General features: G+C 71.0%; 23 protein-coding genes and 2 pseudogenes. 16 read left to right on the top strand and 9 right to left on the bottom strand.

Annotated features, from left to right (window positions below):
* Nucleotides 1-11: 11 nt before the first annotated feature.
* The 4 genes and pseudogenes from AC6JBM_RS41060 to folE form a co-directional block, all read left to right on the top strand.
* A pseudogene (locus tag AC6JBM_RS41060) lies at nucleotides 12-1,394 on the top strand (gamma-glutamyltransferase family protein); the annotation flags it as partial.
* Between the two features lie 300 nt (nucleotides 1,395-1,694).
* Nucleotides 1,695-2,270, top strand: a complete 576-nt coding sequence (hpt, locus tag AC6JBM_RS41055) for a hypoxanthine phosphoribosyltransferase (protein WP_497986648.1) — start codon at nucleotides 1,695-1,697, stop codon at nucleotides 2,268-2,270.
* A gap of 189 nt (nucleotides 2,271-2,459) precedes the next feature.
* Nucleotides 2,460-4,493, top strand: coding sequence for an ATP-dependent zinc metalloprotease FtsH (ftsH, locus tag AC6JBM_RS41050; protein WP_497979184.1), 2,034 nt, complete (start codon nucleotides 2,460-2,462; stop codon nucleotides 4,491-4,493).
* 62 nt (nucleotides 4,494-4,555) lie between these two features.
* Nucleotides 4,556-5,182: a GTP cyclohydrolase I FolE gene (gene folE / locus AC6JBM_RS41045; protein ID WP_497986647.1), complete on the top strand. Its 627-nt coding sequence runs from the start codon at nucleotides 4,556-4,558 to the stop codon at nucleotides 5,180-5,182.
* 75 nt (nucleotides 5,183-5,257) lie between these two features.
* On the opposite strand, the gene AC6JBM_RS41040 is transcribed toward folE, so the two are convergent.
* On the bottom strand, nucleotides 5,258-7,264 hold the full coding sequence (locus tag AC6JBM_RS41040) for a hypothetical protein (protein ID WP_497979183.1): 2,007 nt from the start codon (nucleotides 7,262-7,264) through the stop codon (nucleotides 5,258-5,260).
* 166 nt (nucleotides 7,265-7,430) lie between these two features.
* On the opposite strand from AC6JBM_RS41040, the gene AC6JBM_RS41035 reads away from it, so the two are divergent.
* Nucleotides 7,431-8,063 (top strand): hypothetical protein, encoded by a 633-nt coding sequence (locus tag AC6JBM_RS41035; protein WP_497979182.1) that lies wholly within the window; start codon nucleotides 7,431-7,433, stop codon nucleotides 8,061-8,063.
* Nucleotides 8,064-8,066: 3 nt separating this feature from the next.
* On the opposite strand, the gene AC6JBM_RS41030 is transcribed toward AC6JBM_RS41035, so the two are convergent.
* From AC6JBM_RS41030 to AC6JBM_RS41000, 7 genes are all read right to left on the bottom strand, one after another.
* On the bottom strand, nucleotides 8,067-8,681 hold the full coding sequence (locus tag AC6JBM_RS41030) for a hypothetical protein (protein WP_497979181.1): 615 nt from the start codon (nucleotides 8,679-8,681) through the stop codon (nucleotides 8,067-8,069).
* Nucleotides 8,678-9,823 (bottom strand): M23 family metallopeptidase, encoded by a 1,146-nt coding sequence (locus AC6JBM_RS41025; protein WP_497979180.1) that lies wholly within the window; start codon nucleotides 9,821-9,823, stop codon nucleotides 8,678-8,680. The genes AC6JBM_RS41030 and AC6JBM_RS41025 overlap by 4 nt, the downstream gene beginning before the upstream one ends.
* On the bottom strand, nucleotides 9,820-10,362 hold the full coding sequence (locus tag AC6JBM_RS41020; RefSeq protein ID WP_497979179.1) for a hypothetical protein: 543 nt from the start codon (nucleotides 10,360-10,362) through the stop codon (nucleotides 9,820-9,822). Before AC6JBM_RS41020 ends, AC6JBM_RS41025 begins: the two co-directional genes overlap by 4 nt.
* 6 nt (nucleotides 10,363-10,368) lie before the next feature.
* A complete protein-coding gene (locus AC6JBM_RS41015; RefSeq protein ID WP_497979178.1) occupies nucleotides 10,369-12,336 on the bottom strand; it encodes an MFS transporter in 1,968 nt (655 codons plus the stop codon).
* A 2-nt stretch (nucleotides 12,337-12,338) separates the two neighbouring features.
* Nucleotides 12,339-15,701 (bottom strand): ATP-binding protein, encoded by a 3,363-nt coding sequence (locus AC6JBM_RS41010; RefSeq protein ID WP_497986646.1) that lies wholly within the window; start codon nucleotides 15,699-15,701, stop codon nucleotides 12,339-12,341.
* Nucleotides 15,702-15,823: 122 nt separating this feature from the next.
* Entirely contained in the window at nucleotides 15,824-16,198 is a 375-nt protein-coding gene (locus AC6JBM_RS41005; RefSeq protein WP_350612349.1) for a hypothetical protein, read from the bottom strand.
* Between the two features lie 12 nt (nucleotides 16,199-16,210).
* Nucleotides 16,211-16,525 carry a hypothetical protein gene (locus tag AC6JBM_RS41000; RefSeq protein ID WP_350612348.1) on the bottom strand — a complete coding sequence of 105 codons (315 nt, stop codon included), beginning with the start codon at nucleotides 16,523-16,525 and terminating at the stop codon, nucleotides 16,211-16,213.
* A 330-nt stretch (nucleotides 16,526-16,855) separates the two neighbouring features.
* On the opposite strand from AC6JBM_RS41000, the gene folP reads away from it, so the two are divergent.
* The 7 genes from folP to AC6JBM_RS40965 all read left to right on the top strand — a co-directional run bounded on the left by folP (nucleotide 16,856) and on the right by AC6JBM_RS40965 (nucleotide 21,523).
* A complete protein-coding gene (folP, locus tag AC6JBM_RS40995) occupies nucleotides 16,856-17,683 on the top strand; it encodes a dihydropteroate synthase (RefSeq protein ID WP_497986645.1) in 828 nt (275 codons plus the stop codon).
* Nucleotides 17,680-18,054: a dihydroneopterin aldolase gene (folB, locus tag AC6JBM_RS40990; protein ID WP_497979177.1), complete on the top strand. Its 375-nt coding sequence runs from the start codon at nucleotides 17,680-17,682 to the stop codon at nucleotides 18,052-18,054. The genes folP and folB overlap by 4 nt, the downstream gene beginning before the upstream one ends.
* Nucleotides 18,051-18,572 (top strand): 2-amino-4-hydroxy-6-hydroxymethyldihydropteridine diphosphokinase, encoded by a 522-nt coding sequence (folK, locus tag AC6JBM_RS40985; RefSeq protein WP_497979176.1) that lies wholly within the window; start codon nucleotides 18,051-18,053, stop codon nucleotides 18,570-18,572. Before folB ends, folK begins: the two co-directional genes overlap by 4 nt.
* 86 nt (nucleotides 18,573-18,658) lie before the next feature.
* Nucleotides 18,659-19,168, top strand: a complete 510-nt coding sequence (locus AC6JBM_RS40980) for a DUF3180 domain-containing protein (RefSeq protein ID WP_497979175.1) — start codon at nucleotides 18,659-18,661, stop codon at nucleotides 19,166-19,168.
* A gap of 147 nt (nucleotides 19,169-19,315) precedes the next feature.
* Nucleotides 19,316-20,701, top strand: a complete 1,386-nt coding sequence (locus AC6JBM_RS40975; protein ID WP_497979174.1) for an ABC transporter permease — start codon at nucleotides 19,316-19,318, stop codon at nucleotides 20,699-20,701.
* 10 nt (nucleotides 20,702-20,711) lie between these two features.
* Nucleotides 20,712-20,999, top strand: coding sequence for a hypothetical protein (locus tag AC6JBM_RS40970; RefSeq protein ID WP_350612343.1), 288 nt, complete (start codon nucleotides 20,712-20,714; stop codon nucleotides 20,997-20,999).
* A gap of 50 nt (nucleotides 21,000-21,049) precedes the next feature.
* Nucleotides 21,050-21,523, top strand: coding sequence for a hypothetical protein (locus tag AC6JBM_RS40965; RefSeq protein ID WP_497979173.1), 474 nt, complete (start codon nucleotides 21,050-21,052; stop codon nucleotides 21,521-21,523).
* Nucleotides 21,524-21,544: 21 nt separating this feature from the next.
* Here AC6JBM_RS40965 and AC6JBM_RS40960 read toward each other — a convergent pair whose 3' ends face one another.
* Entirely contained in the window at nucleotides 21,545-22,540 is a 996-nt protein-coding gene (locus tag AC6JBM_RS40960; RefSeq protein ID WP_497979172.1) for an ABC transporter ATP-binding protein, read from the bottom strand.
* A gap of 2 nt (nucleotides 22,541-22,542) precedes the next feature.
* Here AC6JBM_RS40960 and AC6JBM_RS40955 point away from each other — a divergent pair, with 2 nt between their 5' ends.
* From AC6JBM_RS40955 to AC6JBM_RS40940, 4 genes and pseudogenes are all read left to right on the top strand, one after another.
* Entirely contained in the window at nucleotides 22,543-23,226 is a 684-nt protein-coding gene (locus AC6JBM_RS40955) for an ABC transporter permease (RefSeq protein WP_350612340.1), read from the top strand.
* A complete protein-coding gene (locus AC6JBM_RS40950; RefSeq protein ID WP_497979171.1) occupies nucleotides 23,223-23,909 on the top strand; it encodes an ABC transporter permease in 687 nt (228 codons plus the stop codon). Before AC6JBM_RS40955 ends, AC6JBM_RS40950 begins: the two co-directional genes overlap by 4 nt.
* Before the next feature lie 95 nt (nucleotides 23,910-24,004).
* A pseudogene (locus tag AC6JBM_RS40945) lies at nucleotides 24,005-25,095 on the top strand (glycine betaine ABC transporter substrate-binding protein).
* A gap of 94 nt (nucleotides 25,096-25,189) precedes the next feature.
* Nucleotides 25,190-26,980 carry a hypothetical protein gene (locus AC6JBM_RS40940; RefSeq protein WP_497979170.1) on the top strand — a complete coding sequence of 597 codons (1,791 nt, stop codon included), beginning with the start codon at nucleotides 25,190-25,192 and terminating at the stop codon, nucleotides 26,978-26,980.
* Nucleotides 26,981-26,987 lie beyond the last annotated feature (7 nt).

Here is a 26,987-nt window from a genome sequence, read left to right as displayed (position 1 = left end):
CGGGTGGGCACATGGGGTACGAAATCCGGCGCTCTTCGGTCTTTGCTCCTCGCGGCGTGGTCGCGACCAGTCAGGGCCTTGCCGCCGGTGCGGGGCTGGCCGTGCTGCGGCGCGGGGGGAACGCGATCGACGCCGCCATCGCCACCGCCGTCGCGCTCACCGTGGTGCAGCCGGGGTCGAACGACATCGGCGGGGACCTGTTCGCGCTGGTCTGGGACGGGGAGCGGCTGCACGGGCTGAACGCGTCCGGGCGGTCGCCGGCGCTGCTCACGCGGGACCTCGCGCTCGCGGGGGCCGCGAGCGCCTCCGACGGGCTCGGCGGGCACCAGGGGGATGCCGAGCTCGCGATGCCGACGCGCGGATGGCTGCCCGTCACAGTGCCGGGCGCGCCGGGCGGGTGGCGGGACCTGCACGCGCGGTTCGGGTCGCTGCCGTTCGCGGAGCTGTTCGCCGACGCGATCGCGTACGCCGAAGACGGTTACCCGGTGTCGCCGCGCGTTGCCGAAGGGTGGCGGGTCGACGCCGAGCAGGTGTATCCCGCGCTCGTGGGGGCGGAGTTCGCGGAGTGGGGGCGGGTGTTCACGCTCGGTGGGCGGGCGCCGCGCGCGGGGGAGCGGTGGCGCAACCCGGACGCGGCGAACACGCTGCGGCGGATCGCCGGTACCAACGGTGAGGACTTCTATCGCGGGGACATCGCGAACGCGATCGTCACGCACGCCGAGCGGACCGGCGGGCTCCTGCGAGCCGGCGACCTGGCCGGGCACGAGTCGGTCTGGGTGGACCCGATCTCCGTGTCGTATCGCGGGCACGAGGTCTGGGAGATCCCGCCCAACGGGCAGGGGATCGCGGCCCTCGTCGCGCTGGGTGTCCTCGACGGCTACGCGGAGTCGTCCCTGCACGAGCACATCGAGGCGATGAAGCTCGGGTTCGCCGACGCGCACGCGTTCGTCGCCGATCCCGGGGCCGGCGGGCCCGTTCGGGAGCTGCTGGAGGCCGGCTACCTGGCCGGACGGCGGGGGCTGATCGGGCAGCGGGCCGGGCGGTACGGCGCCGGCGAGCCGCGGCGGGGCGGGACCGTATATCTGTGCACGGCCGACTCGGCGGGGCGGATGGTCAGCCTGATCCAGTCGAACTACCTGGGGTTCGGCTCCTACGTGGTGCCGCCCGGGACCGGGCTCGGGCTGCAGGACCGCGGCGCCGGGTTCGTGCTGGCCGAGGGTCACCCGAACGCGGTCGGCCCGGGGCGGCGGCCGTACCACACGATCATTCCGGCTTTTCTGACCCGTGGTGGCGAGCCGGTCGGCCCGTTCGGCGTGATGGGCGGGCACATGCAGCCGCAGGGGCACGTCCAGGTGGTCCTTTCCACCGTGGACGGGCGGCTCGATCCGCAGGCGGCTCTGGACCGGCCGCGGTGGTACTGGCATCGGGGCCTCGACGTACTGGTCGAGCCGGGGCTGGGCCGGCGAGGTGGACGAATTGCGACGGCGGGGTCACAACGTGTTCGTCGCGGACGATCCGGACACGTTCGGGATGGGGCAGGCGATCTGGCGGAGCCCGGCCGGTTACACAGCGGGGTCGGAGCCTCGCGCGGACGGGCAGGCGATGGGGTACTGACGGGAAACCCGCAGCGAGACAGGTCTCTCATTGGGCCACCCCGCGTCGATCCGGCGCCGCCGATAGTGCAGGCTTGTCGCATGGCCGACGGCACCACCTGGCACTCGTCCGACATCGACCACGTCATCGTGAGTGAGGAGCAGATCCGCGAGAAGACCGCGGAGCTCGCCAAGCAGGTGGCGGCCGATCACGCCAACGCGGAATCGATCCTGCTCGTGGGCGTGCTGAAGGGCGCCGTCATGTTCATGGCGGACTTCGCGCGGGCGCTCGGGCGGGTCGGCCCGCCGGTGGAGCTCGAGTTCATGGCGGTTTCGTCGTACGGGCAGGGCACGACGTCCTCGGGAGTCGTCCGGATTCTCAAGGACCTCGACCGGGACATCGCCGGGCGGCACGTGATCGTCGTCGAGGACATCGTCGACTCCGGGCTGACGCTGTCGTGGCTGCTCAAATACCTGGAGAGCCGCTCGGCGGCCCAGGTGGACGTCGTCGCGCTGCTGCGCAAGCCCGACGCGCTGAAGGTCAGCATCCCGGTGCGGTATGTCGGATTCGACATCCCGAGCGAGTTCGTGGTCGGATACGGCCTCGACTATGCCGAGCGCTACCGTGACCTGCCGTTCGTCGGGGTCCTGAAGCCGTCGGTCTACGGGCGCGGCTGACCTGGCTTTTCGGCGGACGTTTCCTGAGAGTCTGCTGAGAGCACCTCGTCCCCGCCCGACGCCGATCCGCGACTGTCGGTGCCACGGTGTACCGTCAAATGGTCGCAAGCGTCAACTGAGCCCATAACCTAGGCGGCGCTTTCGGCACCGCGTCGGAAAGTGGGTCCGGCGCGGTTGACGGCCTTACGGATGGAGGGGCCGGGCGCCGCGGCGTCCGACGACAACATGGAACGTACCCGTTTGTTCCGCCGGCCGGTGGTCTGGATCCTTCTGGTGATCATCGGTGCCATCGTGCTCAGTTCCTTCTTCACTTCCGGCCCGAGCTACACCAAGGCGGACACGTCCGTCGTGCTCGACCAGCTTCGCAGCGGCAACGCGAAGAAGGCTGTGATCCAGGACAAGGAGCAGACGCTCAACCTCGATCTCAGGAACAAGATCAAGGTCAAGGGCACGGATACCAACAAGATCCAGGGTCAGTTCTCCTCGCAGAGCGCCGACGATCTCCAGAACGAGCTCAGCACGCTCAAGTCGGAGAAGAAGCTCGACGAGTACAACGTCAACGTCACCCAGGACAACATCTTCATCAGCCTGCTGATCAACCTGTTGCCGATCGCGGTGCTGGTGGTTCTGCTGCTGCTGTTCATGTCGCAGATGCAGGGCGGCGGCTCCCGGGTGCTCAACTTCGGCAAGTCCAAGGCGAAACTGATCTCCAAGGACACCCCGAAGACGACGTTCGCCGACGTGGCCGGCTCGGACGAGGCGGTGGAGGAGCTCCACGAGATCAAGGACTTCCTGCAGGCGCCGGCGAAGTACCAGGCGCTCGGCGCGAAGATCCCGAAGGGCGTGCTGCTCTACGGGCCGCCCGGAACCGGTAAGACGCTGCTCGCGCGGGCTGTCGCCGGCGAGGCGGGCGTGCCGTTCTACTCGATCTCCGGCTCGGACTTCGTCGAGATGTTCGTCGGTGTCGGCGCCTCCCGCGTCCGCGACCTGTTCGAGCAGGCCAAGGCCAACGCGCCCGCCATCGTCTTCGTCGACGAGATCGACGCCGTCGGCCGCCACCGCGGCGCCGGCATGGGCGGCGGTCACGACGAGCGCGAGCAGACGCTCAACCAGCTGCTGGTCGAGATGGACGGCTTCGACACCAAGGGCGGCGTCATCCTGATCGCCGCGACCAACCGGCCCGACATCCTCGACCCGGCGCTGCTGCGCCCGGGCCGCTTCGACCGGCAGATCGCGGTCGACCGCCCCGACATGGAGGGCCGCAAGGCGATCCTGCGGGTGCACGCGAAGGGCAAGCCGTTCACGCCCGACGTCGACCTCGACTCGGTCGCTCGCCGCACGCCCGGCTTCACCGGTGCCGACCTGGCCAACGTGATCAACGAGTCGGCGCTGCTGGCGGCCCGCAACGACAAGCGGGCGATCACCAACGACTACCTCGAAGAGGCCATCGACCGGGTCATCGCCGGCCCCGAGCGGCGCACCCGCGTGATGAGCGAGCACGAGAAGAAGGTCACGGCGTACCACGAGGGTGGTCACGCGCTCGTCGCCTGGGCGCTGCCCCACTCAGCGCCGGTGCACAAGGTGACCATCCTGTCGCGCGGCCGCTCGCTGGGCCACACGCTGGTCCTGCCCACCGAGGACAAGTACACGCAGACGCGCTCCGAGATGATCGACACGCTGGCGTACGCGCTGGGCGGTCGCGCCGCCGAGGAGCTCGTCTTCCACGAGCCGACCACCGGCGCCGGCAACGACATCGAGAAGGCGACCGCGCTCGCCCGGTCGATGATCACGGAGTACGGCATGAGCGCCAAGCTGGGCGCCGTCAAGTACGGCACCGGCGACGGCGAGCCGTTCCTGGGCCGCACGATGGGCCACGAGCGGGACTACTCCGAGAAGATCGCGTCGGAGATCGACGCCGAGATGCGCTCCCTCATCGAGATCGCGCACGACGAGGCCTGGGAGATCCTGGTCGAGTACCGCGATGTCCTCGACAACATCGTCGAGGAGCTCATGGAGAAGGAGACCATCTCCCAGGCCGACATGACCCGCATCTGTGCGCGCGTGGTCAAGCGGCCCCCGATGGCGCCCTACAACGGCAACGGCCGTCGCCGGCGCGCGGTCGAGGCCGGCGCGAACGGCTCCGAGGTCGCCCAGCCCACCGGCTTCGGCGCGGACGACCACGTCCGCATCGGCGGGGGCGAGACCCCGGACGGCACGCACTGAGCGAGCACAGCGGCACCGAGCCCGACACCGACAATGGTGTCGGGCTCGTTGCCGACCGGGAGCTGGATCACGTGGCCGCGCGGCTCGTCAGCGGCCGGCTGGGCGGGGTCGAGGTCGAGCGCAACGTCGATCTGAAGCGCATCGAGGATGCGGTACGGGAGATCCTGACCGCGGTCGGCGAGGATCCTGATCGCGACGGGCTGCGCAAGACGCCGGCGCGGGTCGCCCGGGCCTACGCCGAGCTGTTCGCGGGGCTGCGCGTCGACCCGGCCCAGGTGCTGAACACGACCTTCGAGGCCGACCACGAGGAGCTCGTGCTCGTGCGCGACATCGAGGTCCAGTCGATGTGCGAGCACCACCTGCTGCCGTTCCACGGCGTCGCGCACATCGGCTACATCCCCGGCACCGACGGGCGCATCACCGGGCTGTCGAAGCTGGCTCGGCTCGTCGAGGTGTTCGCGCGGCGGCCGCAGGTGCAGGAGCGGCTGACCTCGCAGATCGCGGACCTGCTCATGGCGCAGCTCGAGCCGCGGGGCGTCATCGTGGTCATCGAGTGCGAGCACATGTGCATGTCGATGCGGGGCATCCAGAAGGGCGGCTCGCGCACGATCACGTCGGCGGTCCGGGGACTGCTTCGCGACGACGCCAAGTCGCGCTCCGAGGCGATGTCGCTGATCCTGCACGGCTGATTTCTGCATTTGTACCCCCTGTGCCCACGCCGGGCCCAGGGGGTCATGCATGCGCCATCTTTCGCCGCGGGCCCCTCAGAAGAACAGGATCACGCCGCCGAAGACGAGGATCGGTATCAGGGCGATCAGGCTGATGACCAGGCCCAGCACCGGGGTCCTGGACGTCGTCCGGCGGGTCATCGCGCCGATGGTCAGCCAGCCGAGGCCGAAGGAGAGCGCCGGTAGTACCAGCGCACAGGGAAGGGCCAGGAGACCGACTCCGGTCAGTTCCTCGCTCGCCAGGAGCGCCGGGATCTGCACGATGGCGGCCAGGAGCGCGAACAGGAAGTAGACGCCGGCGTTGACCCACACGCGGCGGTTGGACGCCGCCTGGCGACCCGGCGCCGTCAACTCCGCCTCAGAGCGCTTCAGACCGCCCGCAGCCATCCGCAGTGCCGTCGATACCCTCCCCGGCACCGACCCCGGCACCGGTGGGCTCAGCGGGCTTACGACGCCCGTTCCCACGACGCCGCCCGGGCCGGAAACGGGTACGCCGCTGACGCGGTTCGGCACGCCGCTGACGGGGACGCGCGGGATCGACCCGGTGTTGTGCTGGCTCGGGGGGATCGGGGGAGCACTGCGCGGTACGACCACCGGATAGCCGCCCGTGGTGGACCCCCCGGCCCTCGCGACAGCCGGCGTTCCCGGCATGGCGGACGTCGGCACGCCCGACACCGGGGGCGCGCCCGACACCGGCGGCCACGGGGGCGCGCTGACCGGGGACGTGAGGATGCGCTGCCCCTGCGGCCAGGCGCCGCTGCCGCCGGTGAGCGCGGCCGGCGGCGGAGGCGGGGCCATCGGCGCACCCCGGCGCGGGTCGACCGGCTGTGGGCCCGCCGTCAGCGCGTTGTGCGCGGCCTGGATCTCCGGCCAAGCCGGGCGCAGCTCCAGGGGGCGCCCGCCCGCCTCGCCGGCCACCTCGGACAGGTAGGCCTCGTGGTGCGCGAGCTTGGCCCGGATGTTCTGCAGGTCCTGCTGGGCGGCCTTGAGCGCGGCCTTGTGCTCGGCCACGATCGCGATCACCTCGCGCCGCACGGCGTCGAGGCGCTGGCCGGCCGCCACGTATTCGAGCCAGGCCGTCCGGCTCGGCTCGCCCACCGGCACCGGCGGCGCCGTCCACGGCCCGCTGAGCTGCGCGCAGACGCGGCGGACGAGCTCGACGGGCGGGTCGGGGTCGAGGTAGACGGGGGCGTTGAGCCGGCTCGGGCCCGTGCCGGTGCCGGAGAACGTGGCGCCGGGCGGATCGCCGACCCACGCGTGCGGGTTGCGAATGGCGATCTGGGTCGCGTGCGGCAGCGGCGCCTGGGTCGTCTCCTGCGTCAGCGGCGGCGGCGGCCAGCCGGCGGCGATCAGGTGCAGCCGCCCGGCCGGCCCGGCGTGCGCGAGCTGCGCGATGCGCGCGAGGTCGCGGCCCTCGGTGAGCTCGGGCAGCGACGCGATGACGATCAGCAGCGTGGGGGCCGGCCCGTCGGTGCGCGCGGCGAGCCAGCGCTCGCCCTCGTCGAGCACGCTGCGCAGCCCTTCGGCGTCGCTCGCGGGCCGCGGCATGATCGAGTCGATCCCGGTGAACCAGTCGAAGGTCCCGCCGTCGACCACGGCGTCGATGGCCCGAATCCGCACCGAGCCGGGCGGCGAGGACGCGAGCAGCCGCAGCACGAGACTGCGCAGCAGCCCACCCACGCGCGCGTCCCGCGCATCGGCGTCGATCGCGATGTGGCCGGCCCGCAGCAGCGGCACAATCACCGGGAATCGCGCGTCATCCAGCGGATGCGCCTGCCCGACCCGCACGAACGTGGGCGGGAGCGGCCCGCCGAGCGGCGTGCTGGGCGCCAGGGCGTCCAGTTGCGCTCCGAGCCACCCGGGCGCGAGCAGCGCGCTGTTCGCGCGCAGACTCGCGGCCAGGTCGTGCTGCTCGGCGTACTGCTCCGCGGGGGCGGCGTTGGGGGAATACTTTTCGAGGATCGGCCCGGCGGCGGCGATCAGCGCAGCGGTGTGCCGATGCTGCGCAGCCGCTCGCTCGATCCGTGCCCGCAGGCGTGCCACCGTGCCCCTTCCGATCCAAGCAGATGACGGGAACGGTAACGCAGACGGGCATTCTCGTCAGCAGGCGCCATGGGGCTTGCGCGTTGTCGCTGGTAGCCGCGTCGCCTTCGGATCACCACGGCGCGGGAGGGTGCTCCTGGGGCGCTTGGGGACTAGCCTCTGGGGCGTGGACCCATCGATTCCCAACGAGCCGAACGTCGACCACGGGCGGTCGATTCCACGCTCGCGATCGGGCGAGAACGAGGTCCTTGAGGGCGAGATCATCGAAAAGGACGCGCCCCTGGGCCGTCCCCGCACAGGGCCGCCCCCGCCGCCCTCCCCCGCAAAGGACCCGAAGCAACGCAAACGCGCCCGCCGCACGGTCCTGTGGACCCTGCTCGGCATAGCGGCGTTCGTCTGCCTAAGCGGCATTGGGTTCGGCATCGTCTACTACAACAAGGCCACGAAACCGAACACGGACACGCCGGGCGGGGCGCTTGAGGGATACCTCGATGCGCGGTTCAACGGCGCCCGACCGGAACGTGTTCAGCAGTTGATCTGCCGGTCCCCGAGCCTGGGCGAGTTCGATGAGCTGGTCAGCGTGCTGGATGCGAGCAAAGCTCAGTCAGCCGGGGCGATCAGGGCCAATGCGTCCGCGCTCGATCTCAAGTATCCGTCTGAAGACAAAGCCGAGATCGAGACCAACCTGGTCTTAGCCTCCGGACCGCAGAACTATGCGAGCGTTGCCAGAGAACGGTGGCGTTTCGACCTGGTACACGAGGACGGCTGGCGGGTCTGCGGCGCGCATCGCCTGAACTGATGACTACTCCGCCCAGAGCAGGTGGATGGGCACCTCTAGCGTTTTGGGGGGCTGGCCGCTCCACGCCCACCGGTACCATTCCAGCTCGCGGCAGACGCGAATGCAGATGTCGCCTTCGGCGCTGTTGTACGCCTCTGTGACCGCGCGTAGGTCACGCTGATCGCGGCCGGTCTTGTCGTCCGGCCCGGGCACACGGACGACCCGTAGGCCGGTGATCGCCTTGACGTCACGGGCCGGTCGCGGCGGACGCCCCGGCGGCGCATCGAGCGACACGAGCATGAGTTCCGCAGATGCCGTGACCGCACTCGAGATCCGCTCGACCCAGACCCGCTCCAGGGGGACCAGTGGGGCGAACACCTCGGTCTGCTCTGACTCTGCGCGATACCACTCCTGCTCCGGCAAGGCCGGCACATAGGTGCGGCTGGCCTGAACGACTACGTTGTCGATTCGTATGTCTGCCCGCCAGCCCAGGCCGGGGACGCCGACGACAGCGCGGCGGCCGCGGAGGTCGCGCAATGACGAGGCGGCGACCAGCTCGATGCCGGCCGGTGTTCTGGCCGAGTCGCCGGCCAGCAAATCCCAATCGGGAAAGTCCGAGTCGCCAGGTAGGTCGGTCATGGCTTCATACCCAAAGGTGCCCCCATCCGCTGCATGAACGGCACCGGGTCGATTGCGCCGTTGTTGCTCGGATCGCTGTTGAGATGGACCTCGAAATGGACGTGGGGGCCGGAGGAATGGCCGGTCGTGCCCGTGAATCCGATCTCCTGACCGGGGGCGACGTGCTGTCCCACAACAACGCTCGGCTGCTTCACCATATGGCAGTACCGTGTGAGAATCCCGTTCGCGTGCTGGATCTCCACGTACCAGCCGCAGCCGAGCACCGACGGCGAGCCGTCGCGCCAGCAGCCCCAGTCGGTGCCGTTGGCCAGGTGGGCCTGGCAGCGCACCTTCACCACGATTCCGGCGGCGGCGGCGCGGATCAGGGTGCCACGCTTGACGATGAGGTCGACGCCCTGATGGGTGGGGCGGTCGGCGGTGCGGAAGCCCGAGCCGACCTCACCGCCGACCGGGGCCGTCCAGCCCGACGCCGCGATCTGCTCTCCGCTGACGCACTGAAGATTGGTCGAGCCGGCGGCCGCACGCGCGGCGCCGCCGGTCAGGGAGTTGACGACCGTGCTCGCGAGCTGTTCGTGTTTGGCGTACGCATCCGGGTACGCGCTGCGCTGCACCTTCTGCGCGGCCTGGGTGAGGCTCATCCGCTCCCAGCCGGGGATGGTCAGCAGTTTCTCGTAGAACTTCCGCGAGGCGTACTGCGGGTCCATGATCTGCTGCGGCGTGCCCCAACCCGTGCTCGGCCGCTGCTGGAAGAGTCCGAGCGAGTCATGGTCGTTGCGTGCGCCGAGGTTCGGCAGGTTGTGCAGGCTGGACTCCTGCATGGCGGTGGCGACCGCGATCACCCACCCCCGCGGCGGCACCTTCAGGTCCTGCCCGACCCGCACGATGACCGCGGCGTTGCGAACCTGCTCCTCGGAGAGTTCATGGTGGCTCGGCAGGTTGGCGGCGGCATTGACGAGCTGCCCGTTGCCGCAGCCGATGTCGTAATTCTGTGTCTTGCGGGACGCGTCGAAGAAGAACGCCGCCGCGGCGCCCGCGCAGCACACCAGCAACAGCGCCGAGCACACAACCGCCAGCAGCGCCGGGCCGACGAACCTTCTCCGCCCCGGTTCCTCGAAGTCCCCGCCTTCTCCGACGCCGCTCATGCCATCTCCCAGTCCAGCGAGGTGACCTGCCAGCGTCCGCCCGAGGCCAGCAGCCCGAGCACGATAGTCCCGCCCTCCGCCGGGATTCGGGCCACGGTCGTCGCGCCGTTGGTCTGCAGTTCTGTGGCCCCGGTGATCGTCGCTGTCGGCACGTCGGCGGGATCGGTATCGGCGAGTGATGCCAGCAGATCCGTCGAGGCGTCCGGCTTGAGCCCGGCCCGCCACTGATCCCCGGTGACCCCTGCCTTGCGTAGCCACGCGTTGGCAAACCGAGTCGCCACGGTCACCGCGTCGGCGGCCCCCTTGCTCAGCGACGGTGCGGGCGCGACCGACTCGTCGACCCCGTCGTCTCCGAGCGAGCTGAAGGGATCCGCCGATCTCGGCACTGACTCCACGGTTGGCCCGACCGCGTCGGTGGCCGAGCCTCCGCGGCCGTTGTCAAGCACCGTCCGCCCGAGCGTGACAATCACGAGAACGATCACGACCAAGACAAACGCGACGCCGTACCGCGTCCCGAGCAACCGCAGGACCGTCCGCATCGTTGCCTACCCCGGCAGGCTCGCCGACTCGGGTCGACGGGCGCCCCCGCGCCCGGTCGTGGACCGAGTCGAATCGTCCGAGCCGGGTCGATAGATTGAGTACGACGGAGCGTTCTCAGCCGGCGGGTCGGGCTCCTCCCACGTCGAGTCCCGCCGCCGGGACCGCTGCTGTCCTGCGCCGCTCCTGCTCCCGGCGGTCTCAGGCCGCTCCGCTGGCACCCCACCGCCGCTACCGGCCGAGACGGTGTCCTCGGTGCGGGCCTCGGGTCGCTGCGAGGTCTGCAGCTCCCCCGCACCGCCGCGCTGCGGCCCCGGCTCCTTGGTCCCCCCAGCGTCGACCACCTTGAGCGCTGCGGCCGCCCGTACGTCTCGCATGAACAGCCGGTGCCAACTCCCGGCGGATGTGATCGCCCGCGTCGAGTCCTTCCCGCCGAGCTGCGTAATCCGTCGGTAGGGCCTTAGCAGCAGCCACCCGACGACCCCGGTGAGCCAGATGAGCACAACCTGCAGCCACGGGGCCAATGCGGCGGTCAGGATCTGCGAAACGGCGAACAGATAGACCGCCGATCCGGTGCCGAAGATGATGATGTTGAAGACCGCTGCGATGACGGCGTTGCCCAGCCGCCGGAGGCCGGCGTTGGCCGGTCGCAGCAGTCCGATGGTGCCAAGCATTGGTGCAGCGATGACCGCCCATCGGAAAAGCAGGAACCCAAGGATCACCAGCACCGACGCCGTAAGGTCGAACAATGCGAAGAAGACGGCCGAGAGAATTGCCAGGAAGCCGGAACCGATGCGATCCATACCCTTCGTGCCCTGCAGGTGCTGATACGCCTCTGGATCCTCGACCCTAATTCGCTCCGCTATTTCCTTCCACCGATCGCCCTTCTCCTGCATTTTCTGGGCTCGGATGCTCGAGGTTTCGAGCGGTTCATTTTTGGCCGCGTGGATTTCATTCTTTGCGCGGACGTTCGCTTCGTCTGAGCGAATTTCGTCTATCTCGTCCCAGGTGAATGACCTTGCGTCGTAAAGTGCCTCTCCGTACTTTCGAGCCGTCTCGCTATCCGCGGATCCGAGCGTGCCTCGCAGCCAGTTTTGGTAGAGTAGCCCGTCGGTAACCGTATCGCTGGCGCGCAGCGCCGGCGTTCGATTGTCGATGCATGATTCAGGATGTCTTTGACACAGTGGCGCGTCGTTATTCTTCTGCTGCGCTGGGGGGCCGACTGCGTCGTGAATCAATCCGAGGCTCGATGTGAGCGCTCTGTCGGCGAGTTGTGCAGACCAGCTCGGCCAAGTTGCCAGAGCGGTCATAAGCACCATGACGAAGATGGCCCAGCCGGCGGTTGTTATCGCGTTGGACATGTCGGACTGGCGTGATCGCCAAAGAAGGTACATTCCCACGATCGCAAGCGTTACTGCGCCGAACGGTGTAAAAACTCTGTCGTAAATTGCTTGGGTCGTCCGGTCGACCATCGGGTCGGCCCAGCCCCACATGTACGATGCATCCCAGGCGCGTTCGCGCATTGCATTTGATGCGCCGATGATCGACGTTGCCACGACAAATTCACCATTGGCGACCGTGTTTTCAAATTCGGCGCTGGGATTCGTCACGGCGGCTGCGCACTTGAGGTCGTATGTGTTGAAGTCGTAGCCAGCATAACCATATTGGGTATATCGGCCTACGATGCTATCGCCTACGGCACTAGACGGGTGCTGTGCGAACCAGCCGGCCATGCCGGCGTCTGGGCTGTCGGGAATCGGCGCGTCCAGGCAGCTCGCCTTGCCGGCGATATCGCTTTTCAGGCTGGCGGCGCAGTCATTGAAGTTTTCGGGTACTTTCCACTCTTCAATGCTGCAGAGCTTGTCGCCGGGGGCGTAAGCAGTGGGTGAGGCTGTTGCCGGAGCCATAGGCCCCGCGAACAATGTCGCCAAAGCCGCGACGAGGACCACGGCCACGTACACGGGCAGGCGTCTCACCGCTAATCCTCCGGCTCATCGTCGTGGACGTCCACAACCTCCCCGCCCAGCGCGGCGCCAGGAACAGCGCCGCCAGGCGTGGTGTCGAGGTACCGCAGCAGATCCGCAACATAAGAAACGTCCACGCGCACCTTCTGGACGCGCCCGTCCACGTCGCGCATCACGAACTCGCGGAAGCCCAGGCGCGACGAGGAGCTGGTGTCGACCTGGGACAGGGCCGCGAGGGTCTGCTCGTAGCCGACATCCGTCGGCACACGCAGCAGGCGAAGCGCCTCGGCCGCGATCTCGCTGTCCTCGGCGATGCGACCCACGAAGACGGTCGAGACGAGGTTCTGCACGTCCAGGCCCAGGATGTCCTTCGGGTTCTGGGAGGCGACGAGCGCGGCCAGGTTCCACTTGCGGGAGTCGCGGGCGAGGCGGACCAGGAAGGAGCGGCCCGAACGCCAGCCCTCCATGAAGTGGGCCTCGTCCAGGCCTACGAGCTTGCGCTGGGACATGTCGCCGCCGTAGCAGCGGCGCACGGCGAGGCGGTGGGCGGTGTGCAGCATCGGCAGGGCGAGCGACTCCTCGGCCGACCAGTACTCGCGCTCGATCTTGAGGTCGGGCAGCCGCAGGCCCGCCATCGTGATGACGGTCAGGGCCGCGTCGGCGCCGAGCAGGCCGGGGGGTGGGGAGCCGAAGAAGAGCATGGCGAGCGGCATCTCTGCGGTGTCGAGCAGCAGGTTACCGAGCTCGGTGGCGTCGTGGTCGCCGGTGTCGCGCAGCGAGCGGATGACGTCCTCGAGCGTCGAGGACTCCTCGGCCGGCACCTGGCGGACCGCGTGGCGCAGCATCGTGGCCGTCGATGCCTCGCGGGCCACCTGGGGTGGTACGAGCATCATGCAGATGTCCTGCACGAGCATGCGGCGCTCGGCGCGGGCGTTGGAGATCGCGATCTCGAACTCGCGATCGCCGGCCGGGCCGGGGGCGTAATGGCCGCGTTGCGGGGTAGGGATGAGGGAATAGGGCGCGAGTGTGCCCTGCTCCGAGCCGGTCAGGTTGAGCACGCGCGAATACGGCGCCAGCTCCGGCATGCTGCACAGGCGCGCGAGCGGCCCGGACGGGTCCAGCAGCGTCACCTGGACGCCCCGTCGCGCGGACAGATAGCCCAGCGCGCCCATGAGGGTCGACTTGCCACCGCCCGGCTCGGCCACGAAGACGGCCAGGCCCGAGCGCTCCCGCACCTCCATCGGGAAGTGCAGGTCGAGGAAGACCGGGCGGCGCGAGGTGCCCGCCGTGCGCCCGATGAGGTCGCCGCGGCGGTCGCCCACGGTCGAGGCGGCCTGGGGCAGCGCGGCCGCGAAGAGCTTGACCGGCATGCGGCGCAGGTAGCCGGTGTTGGCCAGCGGCTCGCCCGGGATGAACTCGCGCGCGAGCCAGTCCTGGTTCTTCGGGTGCTGCAGCGCGACGCGCATCTCGCGCGAGTACATCTGCGTGATCCGGCGGGCCCGCTCGAGGCACTCCTCCCGGGTACGACCGCCGACCGCGATGCGATGCCAGCCGTGCGCGCGGGACGAGTCGACGGGCAGGCCGGTGCTGATCTCGTCGCCGATCGTGAGCGCGCGCTTGGCCAGGCGCTCGAGCTCCGGGGGCGCGTCGATGCCGTGCTCGGAGTAGTCGGCCTGCTGCGAGCGGATCAGGCGCAGGCGGTGCTCGAGGTTGCGGAACGAGTCGCCCGGGCCCAGGATGTCGATCCGCGACGAGATCTCCATCGGCCACGGCAGCCGCTCGTGGAAGTGCAGCCACGGCTCGTGCCGCTCGGGGATCTCCAGGGGCTCCATGCGCCCGACGGTCAGCACGGCGACGTGGCGCTCCTCGCCGGTCTGGCGATTGACGAGCTTCACCGTCGATCCGTACGGCGTGCGATACCGCTCCACCGCCTCGGTCAGCGCCAGCAGGTCGCCCGCGTCCCAGGACCCGTCGAGCGAGGTGATGTGCCCGGGCGGGGACATGCACAGCGCCACCGACCGGTACAGCAGCCACTCCAGCTCGAACGCGGTGACCCGCCGGCCGCGCATGCCGAAGGCCCCCAGCACCTCGTCGAACTGCTCGACGGTGCGGGCCATGCGGCGCCGCTCGGCGTCGGCGACCCCGCGCTTGAACAGGGACCCGATGCGCTCGGACAGCGTGTCGCCCAGCGTGCGGCGGGCGAAGGCGATCCCGAGGTACGTCTGACCCTCGGCGTGGTTGATCGACAGCAGGTGCTTCTGGGCGTTGACCAGGTGGTCGGACCATGAGGGCGCGCCGTGCACGGAGGGCAGCGGGTTCGGCGTGTTGCCGTCGACCACGCGCGCCCACTGGTCGGCCGGGAACGGCCGGGTCGTGCGCCGCAGGTGCAGCCGGAAGCCGGCGAGGCCCGCGTACTGCTCGGAGATCGCCGACAGCAGCGCCTCCCGCTCCGCGTCGGGGCGGAACGCCCAGCGCACCTCGGGCAGCCAGTACCAGGCCGTGACCGTGTTCGGCGTGAACGTCAGGTGCCCGGCGATCTCGGTGATCGCCAGGTCGATCGCCGCGCTGCGGTCCTTCTGCTTCGGCTTCGGCACCTTGTCCAGCGGCGTCCTGCGGCCCCGCTGCGGTGGCGGGATGGCGCGGGGCGGCCGGGGCGGCTGCTGGGCGGGGACGCTGCGGGCGGGCTGCGTCCGTCGCGCCGGCGGCGGTGGTGCCGTGGTCACCGCCTTCCGAGGTGTACCGCCGGCAGCAGGCCGTCCCGCGGGCGTCCCATACCGTTGCGCGGCCCATTGATCCGTCGGCGTGATCCGCTCCCCGGAACGGGCCGGACCCGCGGTCGGGCGATCGCCGAGCGGCGGGTGCTCGCCCGACGGATCGCGCCCGGGCGCGGAGGGCCGCTCGGGCCGCCCGCGCAGCGCCGGACGCCCGTTGCTCTCGGTCCAGTTGTCGTATGCCGGCCGCTCGGGAAGCACCGGCCGGGCGGGCGGGGCCGCGGGCCGGTCGCTCAGCGCCGGCCGCGTCACGTGCCGCTCGCCGTTGGCGGAGGCGGGGGTGCGCGGGATCGCCCGCTTCGGGGCGCGCAGATCCTCGGGCGCCCGCGGCGCCCCCGACGACGGCGCGGCCGAGATCGGGATGCCGGAGACGGGCTGGACGCGGTCGGCGTGGCCGGGGCCCGGCTCCAGCGCCCGCAGCCGGTCGCGCGGCGGCCCGCCGGGCTGGTCGTCGAACAGGCCCAGGAACGGCGAGTCGACCTCGGGTGCGGGCTTGCCGCTCACCGGCCGCTGCGGTCCTCCGGGGCGACCCGTGCCGCCGTTCGTGCCGTTCTCGCCCGCGGGGCGCGACGAGCCCGGCGCGCCGGGGCCGGTGCCGCGGAACATCGCGACGCGACCGCCCTCGGCCGCGGCCCGAAGTCCGCCATCGTAGTCGGTTGACTGCGCAGCGTCGTCGTCGATGTCCGAGCGGTCCTGATAGCCCCCGGACTTGCGGGGAGGCGGAGTCGTCATACGAGCTCACCGGTGAGGTCCGGGCGGATGCGCACCTTGGACCCGACCAGGCGGGCGTCACGCTGCTCGGAGCTGGGCTCGCGCGTGTGACGCCAGTCGGTCAGGGCGGTGCGGACCACCATGCGGGCAGGTCGATCGGGGTCGACGTAACGGAAGATCAGCGACGTCGCCACGATCGCGAGGGCGATCTCGTAGGCGGGGAAGTAGTCGACGTGCAGCGTGATCAGGTAGCGGATGAACATGAACAGCGGCACCAGCAGCGCGAACACCCCGTACTGCGCGTATGGCAGCTGAATGGGCAGCGTGTAGCCCGGCGGGCCCAGGTAGACCAGGCGGGCCCGGTAGATGTCGTCGTCGGTGCGCAGGCGCATGGGAGGTCAGACCTACTTGAAGATGAGGCTGACCAGCGAGTCACCGAAGAAGAACAGCGACGCCGCGCCGGCCACGAAGGCCAAGCCGATGATCGCGATCGCCGAACTCGTCAGGACGCGCGAGACCTCACCCTTGCTGGCCCGGCCGATGAAGATGACGCCGAGCGCCGCCAGCAGGATCGGCACGATCTTGGTCGTGAAGAACGTCAGGATGCCGTCGGTGTTGATCGTCTTCGGCTCGGGTGTTGGCGTCGGCGCGAGGGCGATCGCATCCACGGCGCGTGCGGCCGAGCCCCACATCGCCTGGCCGATCTCCATCAACATCATCAGACCTCCCCGGAGGCGCGACGGGCGAGGTGCACGCCGCGCGTTAAGCCTCGCCGAAAAGACGACCCAGGGGTACAACCCCGGCTGCTGTGTCGTCCTCCGGCGGAACCTTATCCGGGCGTTTGCCCTGCTAAATGCCCTTTGTCGGGTTTAACGGTCCGAATAACGTTCACTTGCAGAGAGTACGGTGCAGCCCTCTTTCCAACAAGCTGACCGAAGCGTGGTCAGTGTGCACAGTGTGCCTCGCGAGGTGGCTGAGCGCGCCCCCCTTAAGGTTGTCGCAGGTCGCCACCGGGCGGCCGCATTGAGTTGAGTACCTTCATTCAAGTGATGGTCTTGCGACGTTCAACGCCGCTCGTGATGGGCGTGCTCAACGTGACCCCGGACAGCTTCTCCGACGGTGGTCGCTACGCGGACCTCGAGGCCGCGGTGGCCCACGCGCGGCAGATGACCGCCGAGGGCGCCGACATCGTCGACGTGGGCGGGGAGAGCACCCGTCCGGGGGCCGGGCGCGTCGACGCCGCCACCGAGTCCGCCCGCGTGCTGCCGGTCATCCGCGCCCTGCGCGCCGAGGGCATCGCGATGAGCATCGACACCACCCGCGCCGCGGTCGCCGCCGCCGCCCTCGAGGCCGGGGTCGAGCTGGTCAACGACGTCTCCGGGGGCCTCGCCGACCCCGACATGGGCCGGGTGGTGGCCGCGGCCGGGTGCCCGTGGGTGCTCATGCACTGGCGCGGGCACTCCCGGCGGATGGCGGAGCTGGCGGTGTACGGCGACGTGGTCAAGGAGGTCGCCGCCGAGCTGCTCGAGCGCGTGGACGCCGCGGTCGCCGCCGGCGTCGACCCCGAGCGGATCATCCTCGACCCCGGGCTCGGCTTCGCCAAGAGGCCCGAGCACACCTGGCGGCTCGCCGCCCACCTGCCCGACCTGATCGCGCTCGACCACCCGGTGCTGGTCGGCTCCAGCCGCAAGTCGCACCTGGGCCGCCTGCTCGCCGACGCCGAGGGCCACGACCGCCCGGCCGAGGACCGCGAGGCCGCGACCGTCGCCACCACGGTGCTCTCGGTCGCCGCCGGCGCGTGGGGCGTGCGGGTTCACGACGTCCGTGGCAACGTGGATGCGATCAAGGTGTGGCAGGCGATGAAGGCGGCGGAGTGAGACCCGACAGCAGCGACCGGATCGCCCTGCGGGGGCTCACGGTCCGCGGCTTCCACGGCGTGTTCGACTTCGAGCGCCGCGAGGGCCAGGACTTCGTGATCGACGTCGACCTCGAGCTCGACCTGCGCCCGGCCGCGGCCTCGGACGACGTCAAGGACACCGTGCACTACGGCGAGCTCGCCGAGGGGCTGGCCGCGGTCGTCGCCGGCGAGCCGGTCGACCTCATCGAGACGCTGGCCCAGCGCCTCGCCGACGTCTGCCTGGCCGACGAACGGGTGCGGGCCGCGACCGTCACGGTCCACAAGCCGCACGCCCCGATCCCGCTGACGTTCGCCGACGTCGCCGTGGTCATCCGCCGGGAGCGGTCGTGACCCTCGCCCTGCTGTCGCTCGGCAGCAACCTCGGCGACCGCGAGGCTCACCTGCGGGGCGCCGTCGCCGGGCTCGGGGAGAAGGTGTTCCTGGTCTCGGGGGTGTACGAGACGCCACCCTGGGGTGATCCCGACCAGCCGCACTACCTCAACGCGGTGCTGCTCGCGACCGATCCGGACGCCGCCCCGGCGGACTGGCTCGCGGCCGCCCACCGGCTCGAGGAGGCGGCCGGACGCGTGCGTGATCCCGCGCGCCGCTTCGGCCCGCGTACCCTGGACGTTGACGTGATTGCCGTGTGGAACGACGACGGGGCGCCGGTGACTTCCGGCGACCCTGAGTTGACCTTGCCGCATCCGCGCGCCCACCTGCGCGCATTCGTGCTCCGGCCCTGGCTCGACATCCAGCCGTATGCCCAGTTGCCGGGGCACGGATGGGTCAACGACCTGCTGCGCGCCGACGTGGTCGCAGACGACCTCGCCGACCTGCGTCCAAGAGTTGACGTCCACCTCGATACGTGATCTGGAGCGGAAAGCAGATGGGCACGCCGTCACCCGAAGACCCCAACGCGAACGGACCCAAGGGACCGAACGGACCCAAGGGCCGGATGGAGCCGACCCGCCCGGCCACGCTGGTGATCGCGGCGCTCGCCACCACGGCGCTGGCCTGGATCGCCATCAGCAACTTCTGGAACAGCCTGCCCACGCTGCCCTGGCTGCCGCCGCTGACCCTGATCGGCCTGGCGATCTTCGAGGGCATCGAGGCGTACTCCACCCGCAACCGCATCCTGCGCAAGGAGGGCGCCGGCCCGCTGCAGCCGCTGGTGATCGCGCGGTACGCGGTCCTCGGCAAGGCCTCCGCCCTGGTCGCGGCCCTGTTCGGCGGCATGTACGTGGGCCTGTCCACCTGGTTGCTCACGCAGCGCGGCGTGCTGGCCAAGGTGTCGGAGAACCTGCCCCAGGCCCTGCTCGGCGTGGCCGGCTCGATCGTGCTCATCGCCGCCGCGCTCTGGCTGGAGCGCTCCTGCCGCGTGCCTCCGAGCGACCGGGACAAGGACCTGCCCCGGCAGAACCGTCAGACCGGCAGCGACCGGGCGCCCGACGACCAGAACGCCTGATCGGCGGGCCTGATCGGGGCCGCGGATCCGCTCGGCGCGCGGATCCGGCCCATCCGTCGCAGGATCCTCATGTACAGGGTCTGTCGCCGGTCACGTTCCGCGGTTACTGTGCGACCCGTACCCGTCGGCTGGCAGGAGGCGCGCGCCATGGCGTACGACGACTCGCGGTTCCGCGGTGAGCCCGGATTCCGGGAAGAACCCGACTTCCGGTCGGGCGGCGTGCCCGAGGACGCACCCACGCTGGGCGTCTCCAGCCAGTCCGTGTACACCCCCGGGAACTTCCCGGTCTCGCCCGCCTACGGCGCCCCGAGCTCCGAGACCACCCTGGGCCTGGGCCCCGACGCCCGGCGCCGCCCCCCGACCGCCCGGCAGCTCGGCGACGTCTTCGACGACCCCGAGCACGGCGAGCCCGGCCGCGACCGCTACGCCGTGCACGCCCTCTGGGAGCTGGTGCTGCTGCTGGCCGCGGGAGCGCTGCTGTACCTGCTCCACGACGCCAGCCCCGCGGCGCTGCACGGTGAGGAGCTGCGCGCGCTGCTGCTCTCCGGCGCCGAGCTCGGCCTGGTCGCCGTGGCCGCCGGCCTCACCCTGCGGGCCGGCGCGCCCAACCTGGCCCTCGGCCCGATCGCCTTCGCCGCGGCCCTCTTCTTCGCCAAGAACGCCGACCGCGGCCTGCTCATGACCGCCGCCATCACCGGACTCATCGCCGTCGGCGTCGGCGTGGTGATCGCGGTGCTGGTCGTCGCCTTCCACGTGCCCGGCTGGGCGGCCGGCCTCGGCGCCGCCCTCGCGCTCATCGCCTGGATCGCCGACCAGCCCGCCGGGAAGCTCGTCGCCGGCGCCTACGACCCGCACCCGCACGCGATGTGGTGGGCGATCGGCGTGGCCGTGCTCGCGGCCGGCGGCGGCGCCCTCGGCGTCATCCGGCCGCTGCGGCGGGGGCTCGGCCGCTTCCGGCCCGTGCGTGACCCGGCCGACCGGCGCGGCGGCGGCGCGGCCACCTTCACCGGGCTCGCGCTGGCCGGGGCCGCCCTGCTCGCGGCGGTCGCCGGGGTGCTCGGGGCCCTCGACGACCGCGGTGTCGCGGCCGGCGACGCGAGCGCCTCCTTCGGCGGGTTCACGGTCAGCGCGCTCGCGCTCGGGGCGGCCCTGGCCGGCGGCACCTCGGCCTTCGGCCGCCGCGGCGGGGTGCTCGGCACGCTGCTCGCGGTCGCCGTGATCACGCTGCTGCTGCGGTACACCGCGGCGGAGGGCTGGAAGCTGCAGCCGGTCGCGCTCGCGGCCGGCGCGATCGGGCTCGGCCTGGTGGTGACCCGGCTCGTGGAGACCTTCGGGCGCCCCCGCACCGCGGCGGAGGAGGCCGAGGAGGCGCCCTGGACCCCGCCGTCGATCACCGCGCCGCAGCCCGAGCCCGACGACAACTGGTCCCCGCCGTCGAGCCGCACCGGCAGCTGGCCCGCCACCAGCGGCTACGACACTGCGCAAGACTCCGATCGCGGCTGGGGAGTCGAGGAGCGCTGGGGGACCAGATAGCCTGGTGACCATGACTGACGTCAGGTTCGAACAGCTCGAAGCGCTTTCCACCGAGGAGCTGCGCGACCGCGCGTTCGCCCTCGCGCGGCAGAAGCGTGACATCAAGTTCTTCTGGGACCTGTTCACGCATGTGACGTACAGCGACGAGGACACCCAGGACGGCTGGATCGGCTCCCTCGACGCGACCATCGACGACGCCGTCGCCCTGTGGCGCGAGGTCACCAAGCACGAGTACGGCGAGAACGAGCCGCTCGTGCGGGCCGCATTCATCGACTACATCATGAAAGCCGACAAGTAGCACAAATCGCCGTCGGTTTATTTTTCGCGGCCGGGGGGCCTTATCCCGGCATGGCAATCACGCGATCCCGTTACCGCACCGCGACGAGTGCGGGCACGCTCGTCGCCTTTCTCCTGGTGCTGATCTTCGGCAGCCCCTGGTACGTCGACTGGACCCAGAAGGGCGACCGGGGCATCTTCCTGGAGACCCTGGCCTGGCCGGCCTGGGACCTCGACACGAACGCCGCCGTGCGCGACGTGCTCGGCGCCGACCTCAAGGCCATCCTGCTGGTGCTCTTCACGGCGCTGTTCATCACGCTGCTCGTCGGCGCGCAGCTGGCCTCGGCGCGCGGCACCCTCTCGGCGATCTTCACCGGATGGGCCGCCTACATCTTCGCCGCCGCGCTCGCGGCCTTCCTCACATCGTTCCTGATGGCGAGCCCGTCGTTCGGCCAGGCCACCGCGAACGCGGCCGGCGGCGCGGGCTACGGCCTGATCGTGGGCTGGATCATCGGCCTGGCGACCATGGCCGGGCGGCGGCCGTAACCGCCGCCCGGAGCGTCAGGCTCAAGCGGGCGTGTCCACCGCCGCGGACGCCAGGGCGACCTGGACGTCGGCGGCGGTGAGCGCGCCGATCGGCGAGTCGCCGTCGCGCACCACCACGGCGCCGCGGCCCGCCGCCAGCATCGCCCCGAACGCCTCGCGCAGCGTCGCGCCGGACGACACCACCGGCGCGTCGTCGCCGGCCTCCGCCACCGGCCGCAGCCCGTCGGACGGGATGGGCGTGACCGAGAGCCGCATGATCCCGCGGTCCTCGCCGACGAACCGCTCGACGAACTCGTTGCCGGGCCGCGCGAGCAGCTCGGCCGGGGTGGCGTACTGCTGCAGCTGCGCGTGATCGGAGAGCACCGCGATGCGGTCCCCGAGCTTGATCGCCTCCTGCAGGTCGTGCGTGACGAGGATCGTGGTCTTGCGCACCGCCCGCCGCAGCCGCAGGAACTCGTCCTGCAGCCGGCCCCGGTTGATCGGGTCGACGGCCGAGAACGGCTCGTCCATGAGCAGCACCCGCGGGTCCGCGGCGAGCGCCCGGGCGAAGCCGACCCGCTGGCGCTGGCCGCCCGAGAGCTCGTGCGGGTAGCGCTTCGCGTACTGCGCCGGGGGCAGGCCGACGAGGTCGAGCAGCTCGTCGGTGCGCGCGGTGGTCCGGCCCTTGTCCCAGCCGAGCATCCGCGGCACCGTGCCGACGTTCGTGCGCACGTTCTGGTGCGGGAAGAGCCCGACGTTCTGGATCACGTAGCCGATGGTGCGGCGCAGCTGCGTCGGGTCGGCGTTCGTGACGTCGGTGCCGTCGATGAGGATGCGGCCGCCGGAGGGCTCGATGAGGCGGTTCACCATCCGCAGTACCGTCGACTTGCCGCAGCCCGACGGGCCGATCAGCACCGTGACCTCGCCGGCGCCGATCTCGAGGCCGAGCTCCTCGACCGCGACCGTTCCGTCCGGATACACCTTGCGCAGCCGATCGAGCGTGATCGGCGCGGCATCGTGCTTCGCGGTAACGTCCACGCATGTCCTTCCTGGCTCGCGGTGAGGCGGGCAACCCCTGGTTCTCCTGGTCGTACGTCCGGGACAACGCCGACACGATCCGGGATGCGCTGCTCGACCACATCGTGATCACACTGTGGTCGGTGGCGATCGCGGTGGTCATCGCGATTCCGCTGGCGGTGCTGGCGTACTGGGTGCGCCCGCTCGCCACGCCGATTCTGACATCAGCCGGCGTGCTTTACACGATTCCGTCGCTGGCCCTGCTCGCCTTCCTGGCCCCGTTCATGGGCACCGGGCGGTCGCCGGTGATCCTCGCGCTCACCTCGTACGCCCTGATCGTGCTCATCCGCAACGCCCTCACCGGCCTGCTGCAGGTGCCCGACGACGTGCGCGAGGCCGCGACCGCGATGGGCTACAGCCGATCCGCCCGGCTCTGGCGCGTCGAGTTGCCGCTGGCCCTGCCGGGCATCCTCACCGGGCTGCGGCTCGCGACCGTATCGACAGTGGCGTTGGTCACGGTCGGCGCGATCGTCGGCTCGCACGGCGGGCTGGGCTCGCTGATCCTGGCCGGCTTCCGCAACAACTATTACAAGGCCGAGATCTCCACGGCCGCGATCGCCTGCGTCGCGCTCGCGCTCGTGCTCGATGTGGTGCTCATTCTGGTCAGCCGTTCGCTGACCCCGTGGACGCGGAGGCGCTCGGCATGAGTGTCATTAGTGACGCATTCGTGTGGCTCAATGATCCCCTGAACTGGAGCAATCCGGGCGGGATCGTCGAGCGCCTGACGGAGCACATCGAGATCTCCTTGGCGGCGGTACTGCTCGGCTGCGTCGTCGCGTGGCCCGTCGGCATCCTGCTGGGCCGGCGCGGGGCCGCCTCCGGCCTCATCGTGCTGCTGTCCAACCTGACCCAGGCCGTCCCGGTGATCGCGCTGCTGACCATCCTGTCGCTGACGCCCATCGGGCTCGGCAAGCCCGCGGTGATCATCGCGCTCGCGGTGTTCTCGCTGCCGGCCCTGCTCGCCAACGCGTACACCGGCATGCGCGAGGTCGACCCCGAGGTCCGCGACGCGGCCAAGGGCGTTGGCATGACCACGGCGCAGCAGCTCCTGCGGGTCGAGCTCCCGCTCGCGGTGCCGTTCCTGGCCACGGGCCTGCGCATCGCCACGACCACGGTGGTGGCCACGGCGACGCTGGCCACCGCGGTCAACGGCGGCGGGCTCGGCATGATCATCTCGGCCGGTTTCGGCCTCGGCCCCGGCCACGGCGGGCAGATCCTCGCCGGTGCGATCCTCGTCGCCGGGCTGGCATTGATCGCCGACGGTGTGATGGCGGTCATTGAGCGCAAGCTCACACCGAAGGTCCTGCGGCGGGCCGCCGGGCGCTCCTGACCTCGAATAGGTGATCTGCGCGACAGCTCGGTGACCGGTCGTTACGAAAACGTGCCTGGCTGCGGTTGCCGAATTTCCATCGCCGGAGTTGCCTATTGGACAACGGGCGGGCTTTCTTGCCATGCAAGCGCCGTCCGTCGGACACGCGGCCGGTCACAGTGATCGCGCCGGGACACGGAAGGCGGGCCAAGTTTTGCGAACAGCCATACGCGCCACGCTCGGGGTATTCCTCTGTCTCGCCGGTGTGGGCCTCGCCGCCTGCGGTGAGTCGGGGTCCTCGGGCACTGAGGCGCCGGCGAGCGTCAGCGGGGCGGGATGCGCCCCGGTCGCTGGGGAGAAACTGGTCGTCCTCGACGACGACAAGAAGCTCCAGCTGGCGGACAACGTGATTCCAGCGATCAACGCGAAGGCCGCCGACCCGGCCCTCATCGCGGCGCTGGACAAGGTCTCGGACGCACTCACCCCCGAGAAGCTGATCGCGCTCAACAAGGCGGTCGACGTCGACCGCAAGACCTCGAAGGTCGCGGCGGAGGAATTCGCCAAGACCGCGAACCTCACCACCGGACTGGAGAAGGGCAAGGGCGGGGCCATCAAGATCGGCGCCGCGGACTTCTCCGAGAGCGCCACCCTCGGCGCGCTCTACGAGCTGGTCCTCGACGCCGCGGGCTACGACGCCTCGGTGCAGACCATCGGCAAGCGCGAGGTCTACTACGGCCAGCTCACCAAGGGCGACATTCAGGTCGTCCCGGAATACGCCGCGACCCTGACCGAGTTCATCAACCAGTCCGTCAACGGCAAGGACGCCAAGACGCTCGCCTCCGGTGACGTCGACGCGACCGTGACCGCGCTGAAGGACCTCGGCGGCAAGGCCGGCCTGGCCTTCGGCAAGGCGTCCAAGGCGACCGACGGCAACGCGTTCGCGGTGACGTCGGAGTTCGCGTCGAAGAACGGCCTGAAGACGCTCAGCGACTTCGCGGCCAAGTGCTCGGGTCAGGCCACCGTCCTGGGCGGCCCCGCCGAGTGCCCGCAGCGCCCGTTCTGCCAGCCGGGCCTGGAGAAGACCTACGGCATCCAGTTCGGCAAGGTGCTGAGCCTCGACGCCGGCGGCCCGCAGAGCAAGGACGCCCTGAAGAAGGGCACCGCCTCGCTCGCGCTGGTGTTCTCGTCCGACGGCTCGCTGGGCTAGCCCGAAGATCGGAAGTCGTCCTCTCGTACCGCCGCGCCGAGGCGGTACGGGAGGACATTTCGTTTGTGGGCAAGTGCGGGTAAGTTCTCTGCTCATGCCGGCCGCCGAGACCACCGGACCACCCGGGGAAAAGCGGAGCACCAAGCTGCTCCAGCTGCTCTTCTGGGGCGGTGTCGGGCTGGCCCCGCTGGCCGCCCTGCTCCTGCTCGTGGGCAGCGGCTTCGTGCTGCAGTTCGCCGCGGTGCTCGGCCTGCTCGCCGTCGTCCTCATCGGCCTGTCGATCGCGCTGCGGCGCGAGGGCGAGACGGTCAAGGGCGAGGTCGAGGAGATGGTGTACGAGGAGATCGACACCCTTCGCGAGAACGTCCGCGCCGACATCACGCACGCGGCCCGCCAGACCCACGGTCAGCTCATGGAGCGTGTCGGGGTGCTGCACGAGACCGTCGACGCGCTGCGCAACCAGGTCGAGATGCTGCGCGGGCAGCTCGATCGGGCGGCCGCCCAGCCGCCGCCGCCGAACCACCCGAGCGGCTCGGCGTCGGTGCCCCAGGGCGTGCTGCGGCACACCGAGACCGTGCAGGTCACCACGAAGACGATGGTCGTCGACCCGACCGAGTCCCGCTCCGGCACCGTCTACGGCGGCGGACCGCGCGCCGACATCCCGCAGCAGCGCCGCCCGGACCGCGCCGAGCGCATCCCGGCGCGCCCCGAGCCGCGACCCGAGCCGCGCGGCGAGGAGTACGGCCGCCGCCAGGAGCGCCGCGACGACCAACGCCAGCGGGACGAGCGCCACGAGTACGGCCACCGCGAGGAGTACGGCCACCGCGAGGAGTACGGCCACCGCGAGGAGCGCCGGGACGAGCGCCGCGACGACTACGGCCGCCGGGACGAGCGCGAGGACCACGGCCGCGGCGAGCGCGGCCGCGAGCAGCTGCGCGACCAGGCCCGCGAGCAGAGCTCCTGGACCGAGCAGCTGCTCCGCGAGCGGATGGCCCGGGCCGAGAGCGGCGAGTGGCCGCAGACCCCGTCCCGCGGCGCCGACGTCGAGCGGCGCGGCGGCGGGGGCCGGCGCCGGGCCGACCCGGACGAGCGGGACGACGATGACGACAGCGTGACCGGCATGCGCACCACCGACCGCTGGGCCTCCGTGCACAGCGACGAGCGCGGCGGCCGCGAGCTGCGCATGGGGGAGCGGCGCTCGGCCGTGCACGCCGACGAGACCGGCACGCACGTGCGCATCGAGGACCGCTGGGCCTCTGTCCGGCACGAGGAGTACTACCCCGACGGCTCGCCCACCGGCGGACACCGCGCCGGCCCGGACGACCGTGGCGACCGGCATGACGACCGGCACGATGACCGCAGCGGCGAGCGGCGCGGGCGGCGGCGGGCCGACCCGGACGACCGCGACGACGAGGCCTACGACTCCCGGTTCGAGGGCCGCTACGAGTCCGGCACCGAGAGCCCCCGCCGCTCCGAGGCGCGGCGGGAGCGCGAGCGCAGCTGGGCCTCCGGCGAGCAGGCCCGCGTCGAGGTGGGCCGCCGGCCCGAGGGGCAGTGGTCGGAGAGCACCTACGAGGAGGGCCGGCGCGACGACACCGGCTCGACCCGCTGGTCCGAGGTGCGCCGCTCCGAGCGGGCGATCGGCGGTCCGCAGGCAGCGCTGCCCGCCTCCCCGGCCGAGCCGGCCTCGCGCTGGACGTCGGGGAACTCCCGCGAGGACGAGCGCTGGGCGACGCCCGCGCGCGAGGACGAGCGGGTGTCGCGGCGGGCGCGGCCGGACGACGACGAGGAGTACGGCTGGAACGGCGCTCGCGACGAGCACCGCGGCGGCCGGGCCGCCCGGCCGATCGTCGACTTCGAGGGCAGCGACGACCGCTGGCGCTAGCGTTCGC

It is taken from the genome of Dactylosporangium thailandense (assembly GCF_059739745.1).
The sequence above is the reverse complement of the archived record's forward strand: the minus strand, read 5'-3'. Positions and strand labels throughout refer to the sequence as shown.